18 protein-coding genes are annotated in these 20,163 nt (G+C 53.0%); 15 read left to right on the top strand and 3 right to left on the bottom strand.

All coding sequences use genetic code 11. From position 1 onward, the window contains the following. Positions 1-239 precede the first annotated feature (239 nt). From citZ to rbsK, 8 genes are all read left to right on the top strand, one after another. Entirely contained in the window at positions 240-1,352 is a 1,113-nt protein-coding gene (gene citZ, locus SBI19_RS07430; RefSeq protein WP_317966574.1) for a citrate synthase, read from the top strand. Between the two features lie 246 nt (positions 1,353-1,598). Next, positions 1,599-2,894, top strand: a complete 1,296-nt coding sequence (gene icd / locus SBI19_RS07425; protein ID WP_317966572.1) for an NADP-dependent isocitrate dehydrogenase — start codon at positions 1,599-1,601, stop codon at positions 2,892-2,894. A gap of 622 nt (positions 2,895-3,516) precedes the next feature. Continuing rightward, positions 3,517-4,458: a malate dehydrogenase gene (gene mdh / locus SBI19_RS07420; RefSeq protein WP_317966570.1), complete on the top strand. Its 942-nt coding sequence runs from the start codon at positions 3,517-3,519 to the stop codon at positions 4,456-4,458. Positions 4,459-4,580: 122 nt separating this feature from the next. After that, positions 4,581-6,785 carry a DNA helicase RecQ gene (recQ, locus tag SBI19_RS07415; protein WP_317966568.1) on the top strand — a complete coding sequence of 735 codons (2,205 nt, stop codon included), beginning with the start codon at positions 4,581-4,583 and terminating at the stop codon, positions 6,783-6,785. A gap of 171 nt (positions 6,786-6,956) precedes the next feature. After that, complete coding sequence (locus SBI19_RS07410) at positions 6,957-7,379, top strand: hypothetical protein (RefSeq protein WP_317966566.1); 423 nt, start codon at positions 6,957-6,959, stop codon at positions 7,377-7,379. Between the two features lie 107 nt (positions 7,380-7,486). Further along, a complete protein-coding gene (locus tag SBI19_RS07405) occupies positions 7,487-8,443 on the top strand; it encodes a sugar kinase (RefSeq protein WP_317966564.1) in 957 nt (318 codons plus the stop codon). Positions 8,444-8,643: 200 nt separating this feature from the next. After that, the gene (gene fni, locus SBI19_RS07400; protein ID WP_317966562.1) at positions 8,644-9,726 is read left to right on the top strand and encodes a type 2 isopentenyl-diphosphate Delta-isomerase; all 1,083 of its coding nucleotides are present in this window, start codon (positions 8,644-8,646) and stop codon (positions 9,724-9,726) included. Beyond that, positions 9,723-10,661: a ribokinase gene (gene rbsK, locus SBI19_RS07395; protein WP_317966560.1), complete on the top strand. Its 939-nt coding sequence runs from the start codon at positions 9,723-9,725 to the stop codon at positions 10,659-10,661. The genes fni and rbsK overlap by 4 nt, the downstream gene beginning before the upstream one ends. 7 nt (positions 10,662-10,668) lie before the next feature. Here rbsK and SBI19_RS07390 read toward each other — a convergent pair whose 3' ends face one another. Next, positions 10,669-11,682 (bottom strand): LacI family DNA-binding transcriptional regulator, encoded by a 1,014-nt coding sequence (locus tag SBI19_RS07390; RefSeq protein WP_317966558.1) that lies wholly within the window; start codon positions 11,680-11,682, stop codon positions 10,669-10,671. A 325-nt stretch (positions 11,683-12,007) separates the two neighbouring features. Here SBI19_RS07390 and SBI19_RS07385 point away from each other — a divergent pair, with 325 nt between their 5' ends. Next, complete coding sequence (locus SBI19_RS07385) at positions 12,008-12,748, top strand: class I SAM-dependent methyltransferase (protein ID WP_317966557.1); 741 nt, start codon at positions 12,008-12,010, stop codon at positions 12,746-12,748. Next, entirely contained in the window at positions 12,748-13,776 is a 1,029-nt protein-coding gene (locus tag SBI19_RS07380; RefSeq protein WP_317966556.1) for an MBL fold metallo-hydrolase, read from the top strand. Before SBI19_RS07385 ends, SBI19_RS07380 begins: the two co-directional genes overlap by 1 nt. Before the next feature lie 89 nt (positions 13,777-13,865). Here SBI19_RS07380 and SBI19_RS07375 read toward each other — a convergent pair whose 3' ends face one another. After that, positions 13,866-14,315 (bottom strand): MarR family winged helix-turn-helix transcriptional regulator, encoded by a 450-nt coding sequence (locus tag SBI19_RS07375; protein ID WP_317966555.1) that lies wholly within the window; start codon positions 14,313-14,315, stop codon positions 13,866-13,868. Positions 14,316-14,755: 440 nt separating this feature from the next. Here SBI19_RS07375 and SBI19_RS07370 point away from each other — a divergent pair, with 440 nt between their 5' ends. Genes SBI19_RS07370 through SBI19_RS07355 form a run of 4 tightly spaced genes read left to right on the top strand, consistent with a single transcriptional unit; the run spans position 14,756 to position 18,218 of the window. Then, a complete protein-coding gene (locus SBI19_RS07370; RefSeq protein ID WP_317966553.1) occupies positions 14,756-16,129 on the top strand; it encodes a UDP-glucose dehydrogenase family protein in 1,374 nt (457 codons plus the stop codon). Then, entirely contained in the window at positions 16,126-17,160 is a 1,035-nt protein-coding gene (locus SBI19_RS07365) for a GDP-mannose 4,6-dehydratase (RefSeq protein ID WP_317966551.1), read from the top strand. The genes SBI19_RS07370 and SBI19_RS07365 overlap by 4 nt, the downstream gene beginning before the upstream one ends. Next, a complete protein-coding gene (locus SBI19_RS07360) occupies positions 17,154-17,861 on the top strand; it encodes a glycosyltransferase family 2 protein (protein WP_317966549.1) in 708 nt (235 codons plus the stop codon). The genes SBI19_RS07365 and SBI19_RS07360 overlap by 7 nt, the downstream gene beginning before the upstream one ends. Next, positions 17,862-18,218 (top strand): lipid-A-disaccharide synthase N-terminal domain-containing protein, encoded by a 357-nt coding sequence (locus SBI19_RS07355; RefSeq protein WP_317966547.1) that lies wholly within the window; start codon positions 17,862-17,864, stop codon positions 18,216-18,218. It abuts the gene before it with no gap. Between the two features lie 99 nt (positions 18,219-18,317). On the opposite strand, the gene SBI19_RS07350 is transcribed toward SBI19_RS07355, so the two are convergent. Beyond that, complete coding sequence (locus SBI19_RS07350; protein ID WP_317966545.1) at positions 18,318-18,851, bottom strand: phosphatidylglycerophosphatase A family protein; 534 nt, start codon at positions 18,849-18,851, stop codon at positions 18,318-18,320. A 207-nt stretch (positions 18,852-19,058) separates the two neighbouring features. On the opposite strand from SBI19_RS07350, the gene SBI19_RS07345 reads away from it, so the two are divergent. Further along, entirely contained in the window at positions 19,059-20,123 is a 1,065-nt protein-coding gene (locus SBI19_RS07345) for a GerMN domain-containing protein (protein ID WP_317966543.1), read from the top strand. Positions 20,124-20,163: the final 40 nt, after the last annotated feature.

The following is a 20,163-nucleotide window of genomic DNA, read 5'->3' as shown; positions in this document are numbered from 1 at the left end:
ATGTCACCAGTTTACCATTTTCTAGTCTCGAATCCTAACAACATTGCCGATGATAAGGGAAATATGTTATTTTTTTTAACTGTGGCAAAAATACTTTATTAAGTCGATAAAGGAATTCTATTCGGCGTTTTGTGCGGTTTTGTTCACTTCATGGGCAAAATTCGGTATGATTAGATAGTTGAACATACGACGAGATTCCTTTTTCATTGGATAATTCCGAAACCGAAGGAGAGAAAAACATGACAGCAACCAAAGGTCTGGAAGGAATTGTCGCTACGACTTCCTCCATCAGTTCCATCATCGACGGCGTACTTACGTACCGTGGCATTAATATCGATGAACTGGCAGAAAACGCCTCGTTCGAAGAGGTTGCTTACTTACTCTGGTTCGGCAAGCTGCCTACCCAAGCTGAGCTTGACGATTTGAATCGTCAATTCAGTGAATATGCTGCACTGCCTAAACAAACCATTGAGCATCTCAAGCTGCTGCCAAGCAACAGCAACTCCATGGCTTCTCTGCGCACAGCAGTTTCGAGCCTCGCTCTGTATGATGCAGAAGCGAACGATATGTCGCGCGAAGCGAATATTCGCAAAGCGATCCGTCTGCAAGCTCAACTGCCAGCAGTTGTAGCTGCATACTCGCGCATCCGTCAAGGACTTGAGCCGATCGCGCCGAAGCAAGGCGTATCCATCGCTCATAACTTCCTTTACATGCTGACTGGCGAAGAGCCAAGCGAAGTCGCTGTTAAAGCACTTGACCAAGCGCTTGTTCTTCATGCAGACCATGAGCTCAACGCTTCGACCTTCGCAGCACGCGTAACGGTTGCAACGTTGTCCGACATCTATTCGGGCGTAACGTCGGCAATCGGCGCACTGAAAGGACCGCTGCATGGCGGCGCTAACGAAGCGGTTATGGTTATGCTCGAAGAAATCGGTTCGCTTGCAAACGTTGAGTCCTACATCAACGACAAGCTGAACAATAAAGTTAAGATCATGGGCTTCGGACACCGCGTCTACAAGAACGGCGATCCGCGCGCGAAGCATCTCATGAAGATGTCCCGTGAGCTTGGCAAACAAAAGGGCACGTTGGAGCTTTACGAAATGTCTGTTAAAATTGAAGAGCTCGTAACAGGTCAAAAGGGTCTGAAGCCGAACGTTGACTTCTACTCGGCATCCGTTTACACGACGCTTGGCATTCCGCGCGACCTGTTCACACCAATCTTCGCAATCAGCCGTCTGTCTGGCTGGACAGCCCATATCCTTGAGCAGTATGAGGACAACCGCCTCATTCGTCCACGCGCAGAATATACGGGACCGACGAATGCGAAGTACGTACCGATCGCTCAACGTTAAGCTGAGCTATAAGTGCGAGTTCAAAAAGTTCGGTTGTCAGCACCGAGAAGATTGCGAGAACCTGAAGGAGGAGGAACGGAGTGTAGGCAACCCCTACATGAGTACCGGACGCCGAAGGTGAACGCAAGCTTCGACGTCGAACACACTTCCTGACTCACTTCGTGATCACAAGCGGACTTTTTTGAACAACCTCTATAAGCTTCATCAGCATCATCATTTATTATTTTCTAGGAGGAACCAAAGACCATGCCACAATTCGAGAAATTCGCTCTTCCAACGGAAGGCCAACCAATCACGATTCAAGACAGCAAACTTCAAGTGCCTAACAATCCAATCATCCCTTTCATCGAGGGTGACGGCACGGGCCGCGACATCTGGCGCGCATCCGTACGCGTTCTGGACGCTGCTGTAGAGAAAGCATACAAAGGCGAGAAGAAAATCGCTTGGTACGAAGTATTCGCAGGCGAGAAAGCATTCAACCAATACGGCGAATGGCTGCCGGCTGACACGCTGACGGCTATCCGTGAATATATCGTTGCGATCAAAGGTCCACTGACGACGCCAATCGGCGGCGGCATCCGTTCCCTGAACGTTGCGCTTCGTCAAGAGCTCGACCTGTACACTTGCCTCCGCCCAGTACGTTACTTCGACGGCGTGCCTTCGCCAGTTAAACGTCCTGAGCTCGTGGACATGGTTATCTTCCGTGAGAACACAGAAGACATCTATGCAGGTATCGAGTATCAATCCGGTTCCGAAGCGGTTAAGAAAGTGCTGACGTTCCTTCAACAAGAAATGGGCGTTAACAAAATCCGCTTCCCAGAAACTTCCGGTATCGGCATCAAGCCAGTATCGTCCGAAGGTTCGAAACGTCTCGTTCGCGCAGCGATCGAATACGCAATCAAGCATGGCCGCAAATCGGTTACGCTCGTGCACAAAGGCAACATCATGAAATACACGGAAGGCGCGTTCAAGAACTGGGGCTACGAAGTAGCTGAGCAAGAGTTCGCTGAACAAACGTTCACGTGGGGCCAATACGACGCAATCAAAGCAGAGCAAGGCGAAGAAGCGGCTAACGCTGCTCAGAAGGCTGCTCTTGATTCCGGCAAAATCCTCGTTAAAGACGCAATCGCAGACATCGCGCTGCAACAAGTTCTGACGCGTCCAACGGACTTCGACGTAATCGCAACGCTCAACCTGAACGGCGACTACCTGTCCGACGCACTGGCTGCACAAGTTGGCGGTATCGGCATCGCTCCAGGCGCTAATATCAACTACCTGACGGGCCATGCTATCTTCGAAGCTACGCACGGCACGGCTCCTAAATATGCTGACAAAGACGTTGTTAACCCAGGTTCGGTTATCCTGTCCGGCGTAATGCTCCTCGAGCACCTCGGCTGGCAAGAAGCTGCAGACCTGATCTACAAAGGTCTGGAAACGTCGATCAACAACAAAACGGTTACTTACGACTTCGCTCGCCTGATGGAAGGCGCGACAGAAGTGAAGTGCTCGGTGTTCGCGGATAAAGTTATCGAGAACATGTAGTTTGTAAGGGGAGACCCTTACGAACCCTGACTTTCAATTATCCCGCAACCCCCTAAATCCCCCTTCCCCAAGGAAGGGGGACCCCAAAGGGCTCCCGCCCTCTGGACACCGGAAGGTATTCGCATGTGCGCGCCTGGGTGACTGGAGAGTAGGGAGCCGCTTTTGTCCAATCCCCCAAAGTCCTATTCTGTGGAATAGGACTGTGGGGGATTGGACACGCTCTACTGTGGCGGATGTGAGTGGCGCTAGTGGTTGGCGAGTTCGAACGTTTGGTGTGGGTGCGTGCTGACGTGTTTGCTCAAGATTGGGATTCGGCACTCGCGAGGCTCGTGCAATGCGTGGCGTGGGTAACGCTTCGAAGACGACGATGGTTCCCTGCGGGAACGGCCCTCGTCGAAAGGCGATGAGGGTAATGCTCCGAAGGGGCGATGGTTCCCTGTGGGAACATCCATCGCCTATGAGGGCGAAGGCATGGAGCATTTTGAAAACAAGAGCAGGTGGTGATTGCATGGTTATTTGGGTGGTTAAGGTTGTTGTGGTGCACGCATTGATCCATGCGATCATGACGTCCGTCATTGGTGGTTAGTTGCGCGGAGTGAGCTAATTCAAGGAGGAATCCGAGATGGCGATTAAACGGAACAAGATTACGGTTGTTGGGGCTGGCTTCACGGGGGCAACGACGGCGCTGATGCTTGCGCAGAAGGAATTGGGCGACATCGTGCTTGTCGATATTCCGCAGTTGGAGAATCCGACCAAGGGCAAAGCGCTTGATATGTTGGAATCGACCCCGGTGCAGGGCATTGATGCGAGAATTACGGGGACGTCGAATTACGAAGATACGCGGGATTCGGATGTAGTAATTATCACGGCGGGTATCGCGCGCAAGCCTGGGATGAGCCGGGATGATCTTGTGAACACGAACGCGGGCATCGTCCGTTCGGTGTGCGAGAACATCAAGGCGACGAGTCCGAACAGCTATGTGATCATTTTGTCCAACCCCGTTGATGCAATGACGTATGCGGCTTTTCATGCGCTTGGTTTTCCGAAGAACCGTGTTATCGGCCAATCCGGTGTACTGGATACGGCTCGTTACTGCACCTTTATCGCGCAGGAGCTGAACGTGTCGGTTGAGGACGTTCGCGGCTTTGTGCTTGGCGGGCATGGCGACGATATGGTGCCGCTCGTTCGTTATTCGAACGTTGGCGGCATTCCGATTGAGAAGCTTATTCCGGCTGACCGCATCGAAGCGATTGTTCAGCGGACTCGCGTCGGCGGCGGCGAAATCGTTAATCTGCTTGGCAACGGCAGTGCTTATTACGCGCCTGCGGCTTCACTTGTTCAGATGACCGAAGCGATCCTCAAGGATAAGAAACGGGTTCTGCCCGTTATCGCGCTGCTGCAAGGCGAGTACGGCTATCGCGATCTGTTCATGGGCGTCCCGACGATTATCGGCGGCGACGGCATTGAGAAGATTTTCGAGCTGGATCTAACGTCTGAAGAGAAAGCAGCCCTTGATCAGTCCGCAGAGTCTGTACGCAGCGTCATCAAGATCGTTCAAGGCTAATCAGAGCTTTATCGATTACTGTTCATAAAGTATAATTATAGCTACAGGAAGACCCTGACGAGCTGCACTACGGTCAGGGTCTTATTTTGTGTCGAGAAAGGTAAGGAAGGAGGGACTTCGTCATGCAAGAAGCAAGACAACTGCTAAAGCAGGTATACGGCTACGATACGTTTCGCAAAGGGCAAGAAGCGATTATCGGCGGCATTATTGACGGCCGAGACACGCTGGCGATTTTGCCGACAGGCGGGGGCAAGTCGGTCTGTTACCAAATCCCCGCACTGCTGATGGACGGGACGACGCTTGTCGTATCGCCGCTTATTTCACTTATGAAGGACCAGGTGGACGCGCTCAATCGGTTGGGCGTGAAGGCTGCCTATCTGAACAGCTCCATGAGTGCCACCGAGTATCGCGATGTCATGCGCCAAGCATTCATGGGTGAATATAAGCTGCTTTATGTAGCGCCAGAGCGACTTGATGCACCGATGTTCGCTTCACTATCGGAGCAAATGCATATCCCATTGATTGCGATCGATGAGGCGCACTGCGTATCGCAGTGGGGGCATGATTTCCGACCGAGCTATCGACAGCTCGCAGGCTGGATTGCACGAATGAACAATCGGCCGCTGGTCGCTGCGTTCACGGCTACGGCAACGGAAGAAGTGGCTCGCGATATCGCGAGCATGCTCGGCCTGCACGATCCAAGCATTCATGTCAGCGGCTTTGCCCGGGATAATTTATCGTTATCGGTCGTGAGCGGGGCGGACAAGCCAGCTTTTCTACGAAAGTTCATAGCGGAGCGCAAGGATCAATCCGGCATTATATATGCAGCTACTCGTAAGGAAACGGAACAGGTACATGCTGTTCTTGAGAAAATGGGCATTCCCGCAGGCAAATACCATGGCGGGCTTGGCGATGCAGAACGTGCGGAGATGCAGGAAAAATTCCGTTTCGACGATGTCCGTGTCATGGTGGCGACCAACGCATTCGGTATGGGCATCGATAAGCCGAACGTCAGATTCGTCCTGCACTGGCAGATGCCCGGCGACATCGAATCGTACTATCAAGAGGCGGGCCGGGCAGGCCGTGACGGCGAAGAGAGCGAATGCATTCTGCTGTTCGAGCCGCAGGACGTCCAGGTGCAGCGTTTTCTGATCGATCAAGGTGCAGGCGACGGAGACCGGAAGTCGATTCAGATGGCGAAGCTGCATACGATGATGAATTATTCGCGGACGCAGCGCTGCTTGCAGCAGTTTATCGTCGAATACTTCGGCGAAGCGGATGTTCCGCCATGCGGCAAATGCAGCAGCTGTCTCGATAAGAGCGAGCTGATTGACCGCACGGACGATGCGCTTAAGGCTTTGTCATGCGTCGCACGTCTCAAAGGAAAGTTTGGCGTCACGACGGCAGCGAAGGTATTGAAAGGTTCTCGCGATAAGCGGGTGTTGGAGTGGGGGCTTGATAAGCTTTCTACATACGGGCTGTTCTCCCGCTGGCCCGAGAAGGAAATTTCGGATTGGCTGTACTGGCTCGTTGCGGAGGGGTATCTCGTCATGAGCGATGGACAGTATCCGACCGTGTCGCTCTCTTCGGGCTCGCTGCCTGTACTGGAGGGCAAGGAGCGGGTCATGCAGCGAAAACGGACGACCATTCGTCAAGCTTCTTCTCAGGCGGTCAGCTCGCCGCTCTTCGATGCTCTGCGCGAATGGCGGCGGACGGCGGCGGCGCGCGAGAAGGTGCCTCCGTTCATGCTGTTCTTCGATGCAACGCTGCGAGAGCTTGCGGACGCAGCGCCAACAACGCGCGAGGAACTGCTGTCTGTCAAAGGGATCGGTGCAGCGAAGGCGGATAAGTACGGCAGCGATATTTTGACCATCATCGGTTCCTTCTCCTCGGGAGGCACTGCAGCAGAAGGGACGTCATCAACGCCTGAGCAATCTGTATTCATAAGTGCGGCTGCCCTGTCTCATCCGGAAAGCGGATCGAGCACGAAGACGGAGACCAGCAAGAAGACTGCTGCAATCGCAGAAGCGGATGGAGCAAGCCACTTCCAATCACTCGAGCAGTTCGAATCAGGTGTGAGCGTGAAGGAGATTGCCGCGGCTAGAGGGTTGAGCGAGGTGACGATCGAAGGACATCTGATCCGCTGTGCGTTGGAAGGGCACCCGGTAGATTGGGAACGGATGCTGCCTGCTGCTTATGAGGCTCAGATCCTGGACGTTGTCGAACAAGTCGGAGCGGATAAACTGAAGCCGATCAAGGAAGCATTGCCTGCTGATATCAGCTATTTCATGATTAAAGCCGCTCTTGCGAAGCGCAGTCTCCAATAAAACGGCAATATCGTGACAATGTGCGATGTTCTTTGAGTAATGGGACAGATTTTAGTATACTAAAGAAGATACAAAGGCAACGCTTTCTATTCCTACTTTCGAAGCGAGCGATTTGCTCTAAGGGAGTAGATCGAAGAGGAGAGCAGCCATTTGCTTACAGGAGGAATCGACGTGTTGGACATTATGATTTGGCTGCACGTAATCGGTGCGGCAGGCATGGGCATTTACTTGTTGATGCCAGTGCTTGTTGGACAAGCAACGAAGCTTACAGGCGCAGGCCAAGAAGGTCTGGCGGCAGGCCTGTATACGGCTAACCGGATTGCACAGTATGCACTTATCCTGCAGCTGCTGACTGGCGGATACCTGATGTCGCAAGGCGAGTACCCGACGCTGTGGATGATCATCATTACGCTTATTTTCGTAGCGATCGGCGCACTTTCCGGCATTATGGGCAAACCGCTGAAGCGGATCGGCACATCGATTCGCGAAGGACAAAGCGCAACGGCGCATATCGCGAAAGCGCGCGTTCTGAGCATCATCGTTCTTGTGCTTTATGCTGTTATTATGTATTTGATGACCAATCCTTTCAGCTAAAATGTACGTGTTCAAAAAGTCGGGTTTTCAGCATCGAGAAGATTGCGAGAAAGTCGACTTTTTGAACAACCTCTAAAAGGTAAAGCTATCATGGGAGGTAGTTCCGCATGACGCAAGCATCGCCCGATTTGATTACATTCGGCGAATCGATGGCCTTGTTCATGCCGCCGGAGCACCGAGCGCTCGAACGTGCATCCACGCTCGAGCAGGGATTCGGCGGGGCAGAGAGCAATGTGGCAGTAGGGGCCGCACGACTAGGCGTGTCGGTAGGCTGGTTCGGAACATTGGGCAACGATCCGTTCGGCCATATGATCGTGAAGACCCTTCGCGGCGAAGGCGTAGACGTCTCGCGCGTGAAGCTGAGCAGCGAAGCGCCAACAGGTCTTATGTTCCGTGAGACGGTCGCTGGCCGATTGGCCGTTCACTACTATAGGAAGCATTCGGCAGCAAGCCGTGTGCAGCCTGAAGATTTAGATGAAGCCTACATACGGGGAAGCAAGCTGCTCCACGTCACCGGCATTTCGATGGCGATCAGCGAGAGCAGCCGTCGCACGGTTGAGCGGGCGGTCGACATTGCGCTCGATGCCGGCGTACCGGTTAGTTTCGATCCGAACCTGCGTTTGAAGCTGTGGTCGATCGAGGAAGCGCGTGATGCACTTCTGCCGCTCGCGGCGAAGGCGGACTACTTCCTGCCAGGCTGGGACGAGCTTCAGCTGCTGTACGAGACGAGCGATTGGGATCATGTCGTAGAGCGTCTGTCGGCGCTTCGGGCTATTTCGATCGTCAAGAGCAAGGGAGATCAGACGGTAATCCTGAACAATGGCGCGACGGAAGAGGTTCCTTTCTACCCGGCTGACAACGTTGTCGATACGGTTGGAGCAGGCGACGGCTTCTGTGCCGGCTTCTTGGCCGGCATTGTGAAAGGGATGACACCGGTTGAAGCAGTGAAGCTTGCAAGCGTTACAGGCTCGCTGGCTGTCCAAATGCGCGGCGACTGGGAAGCGCTCCCAACATGGGCGGTTGCCTCCTCGCGGCTTGGCGGCCAAGCTTGGGTTGAACGATAAGAAGAGAGGCTCTCGTCTACTGTTTATCAGCATAGACGGAGCCTTTTTTTGTCGGCGCATTAAACAGTTCGGGGGTTGGACCTCCTGCTGCTTCCCCGATTAGGGAGGATTTAGGAGGGGAAAACTCATCGATTTGCTCTACTACATCTAGCTGCGCTATCATGTACGGTAGGTTGTTGTGAAACAGGGGGAATTGAACCGTGACGAATAGATCGCGAGAGTCGGCGGAACAAGCCGCGTTAACCGCGAAGCGCAAAGGGGAGCATATCCGAATCTGCCTTCAAGAGGATGTGGAAGGAGAGGGGATCTCGTCAGGCTTTGAACGTTACCGCTTCGAGCATAACGCGTTGCCGGAGCTTCGATTCGAATCCATATCGCTGGAAACATCGTTCTTGGGCAAAAAGCTTCGTGCGCCGCTTCTTGTCAGTTCAATGACGGGCGGCACGGAAGAAGCATCGGCAATCAATATACGGCTGGCTGAAGCAGCGGAAGCAAGGGGCTGGGCGATTGGGTTGGGCTCGATGCGCGCCGCAATCGAAAGCGAAGAGCTCGCGGACTCATTCCGCGTTCGTCATGCCGCGCCAACTGCGCCGGTAATTGCGAATCTCGGCGCTGTCCAGCTAGCGTTAGGCTATGGCGTCGACCAATGCCGCCGTGCCGTGGAGCTTGCGGAAGCGGATGCTCTGGTGCTTCATCTGAACGGCATGCAGGAGCTGTTCCAGCCCGAAGGCGATACCGATTTCAGCGGGCTGCTGCAGCGATTCGGCGAAGTATGCAGCAAGCTCGACATGCCTGTTGGCGTGAAAGAGGTCGGCTGGGGAATCGATGGACGGACTGCCAGACAGCTGTATGATGCTGGCGTAGCTTTCATCGATATAGCGGGAGCGGGCGGAACATCGTGGAGTCAGGTCGAGAAATTCCGTACGACGGACCCGATGCGCCGTGCAGCGGCGGAAGCGTTCGCGGATTGGGGCATCCCTACGGCGGATTGCATTAGCGATGTGAGAAGACATTTGCCGTATGAAGCGGTCGTTATCGGCAGCGGCGGTCTGAAGAACGGCGTCGAAGCTGCCAAGGCTATTGCACTTGGCGCGAATGTTGTCGGCTTCGGTCGTACACTGCTTCCATACGCATCACGAGCCGGAGATGCGGGTCTGCTGCTTCAGCAGTTCGAGCAGATCGAATTTGAACTCAAGGCAGCAATGTTCGGCATCGGTGCGGCATCGATTCGAGATCTAGCGATGACGGATCGTCTGCTGGTCAAGAACGGAACGGCGCAATGAACCTGCATACGATAGTAGTTGCAGGCAGCATCAATATGGACGTTGTCAGCAGAGTCGGCCAGTTTCCGCGCCCAGGCGAGACGGTGCATGGCAGCGAGGTCCAATATATGCCCGGCGGCAAAGGAGCGAATCAAGCGGTTGCTGCTGCACAAGCAGGCGCGGCTGTCAGGATGATCGGCGCTGTCGGAACAGATGGTTTCGGCCGCCAGCTGTTGAATGCAATCGAAGCAAAGGGTGCATTTGTCTCAGAGGTGAGCGTCATTGACGGGGCTTCGGGTATCGCACTTATTACGGTGAGCGAGTCAGGCGAGAATCAGATCGTGTTATGTGCGGGCGCTAACGGCAAGGTAGCGGGCGCGGAGGTTGAAGCATTGGATCGACTGCTAGGAGAAGCAGGGGCGATTTTGCTGCAAAATGAGATCCCATGGTCGGCTAACGAAGCATTCATGCGCAAGGCGGCAGCGGCGGCGATCCCCGTTATTTATAATCCGGCGCCAGCGGCGAAGCTTCCGGATGAAGCATTGCCGCACATTGATACGATCGTGCTTAATGAGACGGAGACAGAAGTGATCACCGGCATTGCGCCGATTGATGAAGCAAGCCTAGAGGCAGCAGCTAATTGGTTTCTAAGCAGAGGGACCAGAGCTGTCATTGTTACGCTGGGAGCGGAAGGATGCTTCTATCTAGATGCGAACGGGATGAACCTGCGTCTGCAGGCTTGGCCTGTTCAGCCGGTCGATACAACAGCAGCAGGGGATACCTTCATTGGTGCTTATGCGGCAGTTCGATACGGCGGTACGATCGAGGATGCATCGCCGCAGTCGGCACTGCGCTGCGCAACGGCAGCGGCAGCGCTGTCTGTGACGAAGCTGGGGGCTCAAGCGTCCATACCGACATGGCAGGAAGTGCTTGCCTTCATATCGGATCAAGAGTGAGTACGCGCTATTCGGGTTGTGGCGCGCCGGTGGAGCTTCCGATGATTAACTCATTGGACAGTACCTTGCGTCTTGGCTGTATTTCGGCTCTGCCCTCGATTCTTTCGATCAGCATCGTAATGCCGAGCTCGCCGAACTGATAAGCAGGCTGCTCCGCAGTCGTGAACAGCGGATCAATGAGATCGCGATAGCCAAGGGAATCGAAGGTGACGATGGACATCTGACCGGGCGTCTCGATGCCGCGGCGTCGGAATGCTTGAAGCAAACCTAGCGCAAGCAAGTTATTGCCGGCCAGTATAGCAGTCGGAGCCGGATTGACGGCGAGCAGCTGCTCTACCGCGTGTTCCATATCGTGCAGCCGATAGCCGGTCTCGAATACAAGCTGCTCATTGTAAGACAGACCGTTGGCTGCAAGCGCTTCGCGGTACCCTTCGTGCCGCTCGCGTGCGGTCGACACATCGAATGTGCCGCCGACCAGCGCGATGACGCGATGACCAAGTCCGACGAGATGATCGATCAGCTTGCGGGCACCGCCGACGCTGTCACCAACGACAGCGTCGCATACGATGCCTGGCACATCACGGTCAATGGCTACGAACGGCGTACCATGCCGCATGAGGGCTTCCAGCTGCTCCTTGGAATTGTCGCTTGCAGGGGTGAGCAGCACCCCATCCACGCGAGTCGACAGAATCGTTTCGATATATTCCTTCTCTTTGATCAAATCCTCATCACTGTTGCCAAGCAGCAGTTTGTAGCCATGAGCGCGTGCCGCATCTTCCGCTCCTCGAGCAAGTGTCGTATAGAATGGATTGGTAATATCCGTCACAAGCAGAGAAACGATATTCGTTTTCTGCAGGACGAGCGAGCGGGCCATGGCATTAGGGACATAGTTCAATTCCTCCATGACATGACGGACCTTGGCTCTTGTTTTATCGCTAATTCGTCCGGTATTGTTAATGACGCGCGACACTGTCATCGCGGATACATTCGCTTGCTTCGCAATATCGTAGATCGTAACCATTCGCTTAAACCAGCCTTCCTAACGAACCTATGTAGAAGTCCATTCCCTAGTCATACATTATGACTCCATCGTACTCAATTTATGGATTGACAGCAACAGCAATGCTTTGTTACTTTGCCGGGCAAGTAGATATTCTCGTCAACAACATAGGTATCGCACTGTTCGAACCGTTCAGCAGCGATTTGTACGCACATGCCAAACAGAGGGGTTATCATGTCGATACGGGCATGATAACCCTTTTTTTCTCATGCGAGCAGGTTGTATCCTCTTTGCCCCTCCGGCCCATTATAAAGTACAATGAACCTGTACGAAGGATGATCGATCGATGAAAGAATGGTACGAGCGGAGCTTCGGCGACGATTACATGGTCGTATACAGACATCGGAATTGGGAGCGGGCGATCGAAGAGGTCAGACAGCTAATAGGCTGGCTGCAACTGCCGCAGGGATCTGCACTGCTAGACGTCGGATGCGGGATGGGCCGGCATGCGGTCGCACTCGCTGAGATGGGCTACCAGGTCAGCGGCATTGATCTGTCGCAGCCGCTGCTGGAAGAAGCGCGCGAGCATGACGTGAATGAGCATGTACGCTGGCAGCAGGGGGATATGCGGTCGCTGCCATATGGAGACAACGTCTTCGATGCGACGGTGAATCTGTTCACGTCATTCGGTTACTTCAGTGATCAGGACAATAAGAGCGTATTGCTTGAGCTGCGCCGCGTGCTGCGCCCTGGCGGCTATTTCGTCATTGACTTTCTTAACGCGGATGAAGTATCGCGTAAGCTCGTTCCGTTGTCTGAACACGTAGATACGCAGACGGGCTGGTTGATACGCGAGCAACGACGGATCGAGTCCGGGGAGGTATGCAAGAAGATTACGATTGTGACGAAGTCAGGGGAAGAGCGTCACTATGAAGAATGTGTGAAGCTGTATGGACTGGATTGGTTCGAGGAGGCGCTTGCTGCGGCCGGCTTACGAATAACTCGCACTGCTGGCAGCTATGACGGCGCGAACTATATCAGATCCGAATCGAAACGGCTTATCATTAGCGGGAGAGCGGATGAATAATGACGAATGAACATCAATCAGAAGCAAATGAGATAACAGCAGCAACCAATGTGCTAGACAATGGCTGGATACAGGTAAAGGTTCCGCTGCCGTTCTCGCTTAAATATGTGAATGCGTATTTGGTGCCGGAACCTGATGGCGGATATACCGTCATTGATCCTGGGCTGCATACGCCTGAAGCCATCGCTGCGTGGGAGCTAGTGCTTGAGCGGCATGGTCTAACGTTTCGTGATATCGCGCGTATCGTGCTGACCCATCAGCATCCCGATCATTACGGGCTTGCGGGGTTGTTCCAGCAGCGTTCGGGAGCGCCGGTATGGATAAGCCGCGCCTCACATCGATACGCCGAGCGCATGTGGGGAACGAATCGTCCGCTGGCTGATCAATTAGTGGAGACGTTCCGCCTGCACGGTATGCCGGCAGAGCTGAGGCAGGGTATTAAGGACAATCTGGAAAGCTTCGTTCCGATGGTTACCCCCTATCCGGAAGTCACCTACATGGAGGCGGGGCAGCCATTCCGTCTCGGTGGAATCGATTGGACGACAATCGAAGGCAATGGCCATGCTGAGGGCCAAATCCTGTTCTATGATGAGGCAAGCCGAGTGATCGTATGCGGAGATCAGGTTATGCCGGGCATCACACCGAATGTGAGTGTCGTACCCGGTGAAACGGAGGATCCATTGGAAGCATTCATAGACAGCTTGCAGCAGTTGAGCAAGCTGGATGTAGCGCTGGCGCTGCCAGGTCATCGGGAGCCTTTCACCGATTTTGTTGGACGCTGCGAGGGGCTTATTGCGCATCACGAACGCCGTCTGGACAAAATGATTGATTTGCTGCAGGAGCAGCCGGAAGCGAAGGCGACCGGCTTCGCGATGTGCGAGCTGTTGTTTGGCAGCCGTATCACCCTTAATATGCATAACCTGCGCTTCGCGATGGCAGAGACGCTCGCTCACCTTGTTCGTCTGGAGAAGCAGGGAAGAGTGACGCTGCTAGAGCGGAACGGGCAATACATCTATCATGCCATTTAACTAAACGAAACGTCCGGCTTCTCATCGGAAGATGAGAGACCGGACGTTTTTTATTTGTTACGACGGCGTAGTCATTATGGTTTGCAGTCTCAAAGCTCTCGGTTGCGGGCGGCATAGTAATCGTATGCCTTCGTCAGCAAATCAGCGAGTTGAAGGGTCTGCTCTTCGCCGAGATGTTCAGCCAGCCCGCCTAACGATCGTTTGAAATGCTCGTCCGCTTCTTGGGCAATCTGCATCCCCTTCGGCGTCAGGATGAGATCGAAAGACCGTTTGTCCTCGGGGTCGACCGTCCGCTCGACTAGGTTATCTTCGATTAATGTTTTCATCAGCTGCGTAACGGAAGGCGGCGTCACCATCAGCCGCTTACTGATTTCCGACAGCTTCATGCCGCGATTTCCGTTCTTGGTTGCTTCCATAATGCAGAACAGCACTCTAATTTCACTTCGCTTGTATCCGCTGACGGGACGTTGTTTCCATTCGGCTTTGGAGAAGCGTAAAAACGCGTCATGCAGTGCTTGTATCAAATCATTCTTGTCCATAGATTCTCCTGTCTCTCATGCATTTGTATAAGTTAATAATACTTGAATTGTGCCCATTTGTTCATTATTATTATAGTTAGGTTACTAAACTAAATATATTATTTCATTAATGAATGTTCAAGTTAACGACGGGTCGCAATAATGCGAGTTCAAAAAGTACGGTTTTCAGCAAATGTGCCGAAATCACTTCTCGTGAAGCCTCGTGATCAAAAGCGTACTTTTTGAACTACCTCTAATAATGCGAGTTCAAAAAGTACGGTTTTCAGCACCAAGAAGGTTGGATCAAGCGGGGAATGAGGATCGGAGCGTAGTGGTTTGCTACGTGAGAACCGGAAGTCACAGCTTGATCCAAGATTCGATGCCGAAATCACTTCTCGTGAAGCCTCGTGATCAAAAGCGTACTTTTTGAACTACCTCTATCACGCAACGGGGTGGATTTTATGAACATCGGCATTATGGGGACCGGATATGTCGGATTAGTCCATGGCGCTGTTCTTGCAAGTTATGGTTTTAATGTTTCATGTATGGATGTAGACGAGCATAAAATAAATCAATTAACCGCGGGCGTGCCCTCGATCTACGAGCCAGACCTGGAGCAGCTGATCCAGCGCGGCATCGCGGGCGGCACGCTGTCGTTCACTTCGGATGCACAGCAGGTCGTACAGTCTAGCGATGTGATCTTCATAGCGGTAGGAACCCCATCGAAGAAGGATGGCAGCGCCGATCTCTCTTACGTGAAAGGCGTCGTGCAGACGATCAGCAAGTTTGTGAACGGCTATAAAGTCATCGTTTGCAAGTCGACGCTGCCCGTTGGCGCGAGCAGCCGTATAGCAGAGCAGCTCAATGGAGCGCTCCAAGCGTCCGGCGCATCGTTCCGTGTGGATGTCGCATCCAATCCAGAATTTCTTCGGCAAGGACAGGCGGTTAGCGACGCAATGTCTCCATCGAGAATTGTAATCGGGACAGATTCAGAAGCTGCTAGACAGATGCTGCAGACCATTTATGCTTCTCAGATTGCGCGCGGTGTACCGGTTCTATACACGAATCAGGAGACGGCAGAGATGGTCAAATATGCAGCGAATTCATTCCTGGCGGTCAAAATTTCATTCATCAATGAACTTGCACTATTGGCGGAGAAGGTAGGTGCTAAGATTGATGACATTGCAGTGGGAATGGGGCTCGACAGCCGAATTTCTCCCCATTTTCTACAGGCTGGACCAGGCTACGGCGGAAGCTGCTTCCCGAAAGATACAGAAGCCGTTGTCGACATAGGCAGACGGAACGGCGAGGACTTGTTCGTCGTGCAGGCAGCCATTGAAGCCAACAAGAAACAGAAACAAAAGATGGTAGCGAAGATCAGCGAGGCGCTGGCTTCGTACAATGGCACGCTGAAGGGAAGGACGATCGGCGTTTGGGGCCTTTCTTTTAAACCAGACACAGACGATATTCGCGATGCGCCTAGCCGCGATATCATTCAAGGCCTGATTGACCAAGGGGCGTCTGTCAGAGTCTATTGTCCGCAAGGGATGAGACAGGCAAGACGCATGTGGACGGAATTGAACGGAGCTATCCAGTATTGCAGCAGTGAAGCGGAATGTGCAGCGAATGCCGATGCGATCGTAATTATGACCGAATGGGCGCAATTCAGGACAGTCGACTGGAAAGCAATAGCCAGCAGTATGCGATGCGATCGAGCGCTATTTGATTTAAGAAATATGTTCGCAGCGAATGCAGACGTCCAGCGGTTATTCTCGTACTATGGCGTCGGCGCCAACGCGGAGCCTAAAGTGTATTCGCTGCAGGAGGCCAAATGACGACTTATTGTGTTACGGGAGGGGCGGGTTTCATCGGCTCCCACTTATGCGAACGGCTGCTTAATGAAGGCCACCGCGTTGTATGTATCGATAGTTTCAATGATGTCTATGATTACAGAATAAAGATCGATAATGTGCTCAAGAGCACGAATGCAGACAAAACGTTTCGCAGCGTTGACAAACGAACCGATCTGCAGCAGCTGCCTGGAATCGTGAATAGCAGCCGCTATAAGCTGATCGCAGCGGATATCCGCGATCAAGCTGCAGTCGATGCGGTCTTCGCCGATGAGCGGATTGACGTCGTCATTCACTTAGCGGCGATGGCGGGGGTAAGGCCGTCCATCGAAGATCCGATGCTTTACGAGGAAGTGAATGTGAAAGGTACGATGCATATCCTTGAAGCGATGCGCAAGCATCAAGTCCGCAAATGGCTGTGCGCTTCAAGCTCGTCCGTGTACGGCAATCAGAAGAAGCTTCCTTTCGCCGAACAAGATGTCGTGGATCGAATGATCTCGCCTTATGCTGCGACGAAGAAGTCCTGCGAGATAATGGGTCACACGTATTACCACCTGTTCGGAATCGATACGGTCATGCTGCGCTTCTTCACGGTGTACGGAGAACGCCAGCGTCCTGATCTTGCCATTCACAAGTTTATGAGAATGCTGGACAACGGGGAAGAGCTTACACTGTACGGCGACGGCTCCTCGAGACGAGACTATACGCATATCGATGATATTATTCAGGGCATACTTGGCGCGCTTCACTATGTCGAACAAGAAGAGCGAGTCTATGAGATTGTTAACCTGGGCACACATCGTACCGTCACCCTGCTTGAGCTTGTACAGACGCTGGAGCGCAACGCGGGTCGGGTTGCGAACATTCGATGGCTGCCGGATCAACCTGGCGATGTGGAGCAGACGTATGCAGATGTGAGCAAAGCGGGCCGCCTGTTCGGGTATGATCCAACAACTGATTTTGAAGAAGGCATTGCAAGATTCGTGACATGGTACAGGGGTGAACGTAAATGGTGAAGCTGTCAATTGTAGCGCCAATTTATAATGAAGAAGAAAATATTCGTCTGCTGCATGAGGCGATAACCGGCGCAGTTAAAGATCGGGTGGAGAGTTACGAGATCGTGCTCGTCAACGACGGCAGCAAGGATCGGAGCGCCAGCATTCTGAATGACCTTGCCGTTGAAGACCCCTTCGTGCAAGTTATTCATTTCGTCTCGAACTGCGGTCAGACGGCTGCGATCTATGCAGGCCTTAAGCATGCGAAGGGTGATCTCATTGCGCTCATCGATGCGGATCTTCAGACGGACCCGCGAGATATTTTTAAGCTGATGCCGTACATCCCTCAGATGGATTTCGTCAACGGCAAACGGGTCAAACGCCAAGATACGCTGGTGAAGAAAGTATCCTCTCGCGTCGGCAACGGCGTCCGCAATTGGCTGACTGGCGATCAGATTTATGATACGGGCTGCCCGATGAAGCTGATGAAGCGGGAAGTGGCGGAGAGCTACTATCTGTATGAGGGCATGCACCGCTTCCTGCCGACGCTGGCGAAGATTAATGGCTTCAAAGTGATTGAGGTTGCAGTGTCGCATCGCGAACGGCAGCATGGGGTGTCCAAGTACGGCGTCTTCAATCGTGCATTCGTCGGATTGATGGATGCGATTGTCATCGGCTGGTTAAGAAAACGGGTTATTCGATATCAGGTCAGAGGCCAATAAATGCGGGACTACTTCTTCGGCAGCCTGTCGATAACTCAAATTTGTTGGATCGTGTTCGGGTTTGCCGGGCAAATCATGTTCACGATGCGCTTCATAACCCAGTGGCTGGCCAGCGAGAAAGCGAAAGCGACCGTCATCCCGCTGTCGTTCTGGGTGTACAGCATATTGGGCAGCGCCGTCCTGTCTGCGTATGCGATTCATCGCAAAGATCCGGTCTTCCTGCTCGGTCAGCTGCCAAGCGTATTTATTTACTTCCGGAATATTATGATTAACCGGAAGGCGACTCAGAAAGCGGATAAAGATGCTGCAGTCAGCAATCATGTGCAGAACAGCAGTGTACGGTCCATTGATTCATAAACAATAGAAGAAGGCTGCCATACAGCAGGTTATAGGCCATAACCTGCTGTATGACAGCCTTTTTTTTGTGCGTAAGCGTAAGTATGCCTAATCAGTCAGTCAATTGGGAGGCCCAGCCTTCTCATGGTCGGCCTGCATCCGGTGTGCGATCCGGCTTGCCGCTGCTGCTGCGACAGCGCCGACGAGGTCATCGAGAAACGTATGCACATCGCGCCCGTTCTTCTCGTTGAGCCGCTTCACGACACCAGGCTTCAGCTTGTCGATGTAGCCGAAGTTCGTTAGACCGATGCTGCCGTAGACGTTCACGATCGATAAAGCTAACACTTCATCGCAGCCGTACAGCGGTTCATCATGGAACAACATGTCCTGCAGCGGAGGCAGCAGCATTCGCTGCTCGGCAAGCATATCGAGCTGAATGCCTGTCAGCACCGCATTGTGCACTTCTCGCTTGGACAATACCGCTTCTACATGCTCGATGCATGCTTCTTCCGTCAGTTCAGGATAGTAATCCTTCTGCAGCATGTAAGCGAGCTCTGCAATTTCTTGAATGGAGACGCCGCGCTTCGTCAGCCATTGCCTAGTCGCTTCAGCGACCGCTCGGCTGTTCAGTCTGTATGGCTCCGTGTTATACATCGTGCAATAGCCTCCTCCATGTGCTGTTGAAGATTGAAAATAATATGACGCTAGAACGCTCTGTCGGCAAGTAAGAAACTTTGTCCAATGGAATGGACAAAACTGGTCTAAAACAGCAGAGGGCTCGTATACATAGTACTACAAACCGAGCCAATGAACCAATAACGCCGTGGCGCGGCGCGAAGATGATGGGAGGAAAAAACGGATATGAATCGAAATCGTTGGATTCGCCGGGCAGCATGGACAGGAGTTATCGCACTGCCGCTATTGACAGCTGGCTGCGGAATCTTCTCGCAAAACACAGCGCAGGAGATCGATCCTCCGCCTGTTGAAACACAAAATGGGACAACGGGCAGCCTGCAGCAAAATGGAACAAGCAGTGAAACAGGGGCAAGCATTGATCTGCAAACAGGCGAAACGCAAATGACGGTGTATTTGCTCGACTCGCATGGTTACCTGGCGCCTGTTACCCTTCGGACAACCTTAGGCGACCAGGAGCAGCTGGGACAAAAAGCGCTAGAGATGATGACGGATGGAGGTGCCTATGCGGATCAGCTGCCGTCTGGATTTACCGGCGTTTTTCCGAAAGGAACTTCGGTCATTAAGTATACAGAGTCGAAGGATACGAAGCTGGCAACGATCGACTTCTCCCAAGCGTTCACGGACTATAACGCAGGCGATGAGCGGAAGATCGTAGAGGCGATTGCGTGGACGCTGACGGGGCTCCCGGATGTGTCTGGCGTAGAGCTGATGCTGGAAGGAACGAAGTTGACCGAGATGCCTGAGCGCGCGTATCCGCTGGACCGCCCGCTGGATCGTTCGGTTGGCATTAACCTCGAAGCGGCCGATGGCGTTGATTATGGACAATCGGTGCCGGTCACGCTGTACTTCTCTTCGGAGACGCCGGATGGCGATATGTATTATGTACCGGTCACGCGTCTCATTAACCGGACGGATGATCTGCTGAAGGCTTCCATTGATCAATTGATCGCTGGACCGCTTGGCCAAAGCCAGCTGATCGGCGTCATGACGCCGGATGTTCAAGTGAAGAGCGTTGTGCCGACTGATAATATGATTACGGTCAATCTGCAAGACGAGTCGTTTATGGAAGGAACGCTGGAGCCGGATGAAATGCTGCAGGCGATCATTCTCTCCGTAACGGAGAATGCGAATGCGAGCGCATCGAAAGTACAGATTACGTTGAACGGAGAAACGAATCTGTTGACAGAGCCGGTGACTCGTCCTTCCTTTGTAAATGCCCTCAAATCTTAATCGAAGAGGTAGTTCAAAAAAGTCCGCTTTTGATCACGAA

Source organism: Paenibacillus sp. CCS19 (assembly GCF_033239625.1).
GTDB lineage: Bacteria > Bacillota > Bacilli > Paenibacillales > Paenibacillaceae > Paenibacillus_T.
The sequence above is the reverse complement of the archived record's forward strand: the minus strand, read 5'-3'. Positions and strand labels throughout refer to the sequence as shown.

Coding starts and splice junctions, on each gene's coding strand:
- citZ (WP_317966574.1), top strand. CDS start 240: ATGACAGCAACCAAAGGTCTGGAAGGAATTGTCGCTACGACTTCCTCC.
- icd (WP_317966572.1), top strand. CDS start 1,599: ATGCCACAATTCGAGAAATTCGCTCTTCCAACGGAAGGCCAACCAATC.
- mdh (WP_317966570.1), top strand. CDS start 3,517: ATGGCGATTAAACGGAACAAGATTACGGTTGTTGGGGCTGGCTTCACG.
- recQ (WP_317966568.1), top strand. CDS start 4,581: ATGCAAGAAGCAAGACAACTGCTAAAGCAGGTATACGGCTACGATACG.
- SBI19_RS07405 (WP_317966564.1), top strand. CDS start 7,487: ATGACGCAAGCATCGCCCGATTTGATTACATTCGGCGAATCGATGGCC.
- rbsK (WP_317966560.1), top strand. CDS start 9,723: ATGAACCTGCATACGATAGTAGTTGCAGGCAGCATCAATATGGACGTT.
- SBI19_RS07390 (WP_317966558.1), bottom strand. CDS start 11,682: ATGGTTACGATCTACGATATTGCGAAGCAAGCGAATGTATCCGCGATG.
- SBI19_RS07385 (WP_317966557.1), top strand. CDS start 12,008: ATGAAAGAATGGTACGAGCGGAGCTTCGGCGACGATTACATGGTCGTA.
- SBI19_RS07380 (WP_317966556.1), top strand. CDS start 12,748: ATGACGAATGAACATCAATCAGAAGCAAATGAGATAACAGCAGCAACC.
- SBI19_RS07375 (WP_317966555.1), bottom strand. CDS start 14,315: ATGGACAAGAATGATTTGATACAAGCACTGCATGACGCGTTTTTACGC.
- SBI19_RS07370 (WP_317966553.1), top strand. CDS start 14,756: ATGAACATCGGCATTATGGGGACCGGATATGTCGGATTAGTCCATGGC.
- SBI19_RS07365 (WP_317966551.1), top strand. CDS start 16,126: ATGACGACTTATTGTGTTACGGGAGGGGCGGGTTTCATCGGCTCCCAC.
- SBI19_RS07360 (WP_317966549.1), top strand. CDS start 17,154: ATGGTGAAGCTGTCAATTGTAGCGCCAATTTATAATGAAGAAGAAAAT.
- SBI19_RS07355 (WP_317966547.1), top strand. CDS start 17,862: ATGCGGGACTACTTCTTCGGCAGCCTGTCGATAACTCAAATTTGTTGG.
- SBI19_RS07350 (WP_317966545.1), bottom strand. CDS start 18,851: ATGTATAACACGGAGCCATACAGACTGAACAGCCGAGCGGTCGCTGAA.
- SBI19_RS07345 (WP_317966543.1), top strand. CDS start 19,059: ATGAATCGAAATCGTTGGATTCGCCGGGCAGCATGGACAGGAGTTATC.